Annotated in this window: 2 protein-coding genes; both read left to right on the top strand. The window is 69.4% G+C overall.

The window, feature by feature from the left end; all coding sequences use genetic code 11:
* Positions 1-2: 2 nt before the first annotated feature.
* Positions 3-335 carry an ArsR/SmtB family transcription factor gene (locus tag AC5L38_RS44190; protein ID WP_495248818.1) on the top strand — a complete coding sequence of 111 codons (333 nt, stop codon included), beginning with the start codon at positions 3-5 and terminating at the stop codon, positions 333-335.
* Between the two features lie 23 nt (positions 336-358).
* Positions 359-1,178: ACR3 family arsenite efflux transporter (gene arsB / locus AC5L38_RS44185; RefSeq protein WP_495248817.1), on the top strand; the 820-nt coding region annotated here is incomplete at its 3' end.

Genomic DNA, 1,178 nt, shown 5'->3' with positions numbered 1-1,178 from the left:
TGCTGCAGATCCTTGAGTGCAGCCCGCCGCTGGTTCGCGAGCCCCTGGAGGCCGGGCAGGCCGCCGGGATCGCGCCGGTGTTCAAGGCCCTGGGCGATCCGGTCCGGCTGCGGATCCTGTCGATCGTGGCCAGCCACTCGGGCGGCGAGGTGTGCGTGTGCGACATCACCGGCGCCTTCGAGCTGTCACAGCCCACCATCAGCCACCACCTCAAGGTGCTCAAAGAGGTCGGGCTGCTGACCTCCGAGCGGCGCGCCTCCTGGGTCTACTACCGCCTGGTCCCCGAGACCTTGACCGAGCTGTCGGCCCTGCTGAACACCCCCGCCACCGTCTGAGCACGGCACCGTAAGGAAGATCCATGTCCTCAAATCCAACCGCTGCTTCTGCGGGCCAGAGCGGCGTGATGGGCGCCCTGTCCACCCTGGATCGGTTCCTTCCGGTGTGGATCGGCCTGGCGATGGCCGCCGGACTGCTGCTGGGACGCCTGGTGCCCGGCCTGAACTCCGCGCTGGAGGCGGTCAAGATCGGCGAGATCTCGCTGCCGATCGCGCTGGGCCTGCTGCTGATGATGTACCCGGTGCTGGCCAAGGTCCGCTACGACCGCCTGGGCACCGTCACCGGCGACCGCCGCCTGCTCATCGCCTCCCTGGTGCTCAACTGGGTGCTGGGCCCGGCGCTGATGTTCGCGCTGGCCTGGCTGCTGCTGCCCGACCTGCCCGAATACCGCACCGGCCTGATCATCGTCGGCCTGGCCCGATGCATCGCCATGGTCCTCATCTGGAACGACCTGGCCTGCGGCGACCGCGAGGCCGCCGCCGTCCTGGTCGCGATCAACTCCCTCTTCCAGGTGATCGCCTTCGGCGTGCTCGGCTGGTTCTACCTGGAGGTCCTGCCCGGCTGGCTGGGCCTGGGCGAAGGCACCGCACTGCGGGTCTCGGCCTGGGACATCGCCCAGTACGTGCTCATCTTCCTCGGCATCCCCCTGGCCGCCGGATACCTCTCGCGCCGGCTCGGCGAACGCGCCCGGGGCCGCACCTGGTACGAGGAACGCTTCCTGCCGAAGATCGGGCCCATCGCCCTGTACGGGCTGCTGTTCACCATCGTCATCCTGTTCGCCCTGCAGGGCGAGACGATCACCTCCCAGCCCGGGGACGTGGCACGGATCGCGCTGCCGCTGC

Source organism: Streptosporangium nanhuense (assembly GCF_059358815.1).
The sequence above is the reverse complement of the archived record's forward strand: the minus strand, read 5'-3'. Positions and strand labels throughout refer to the sequence as shown.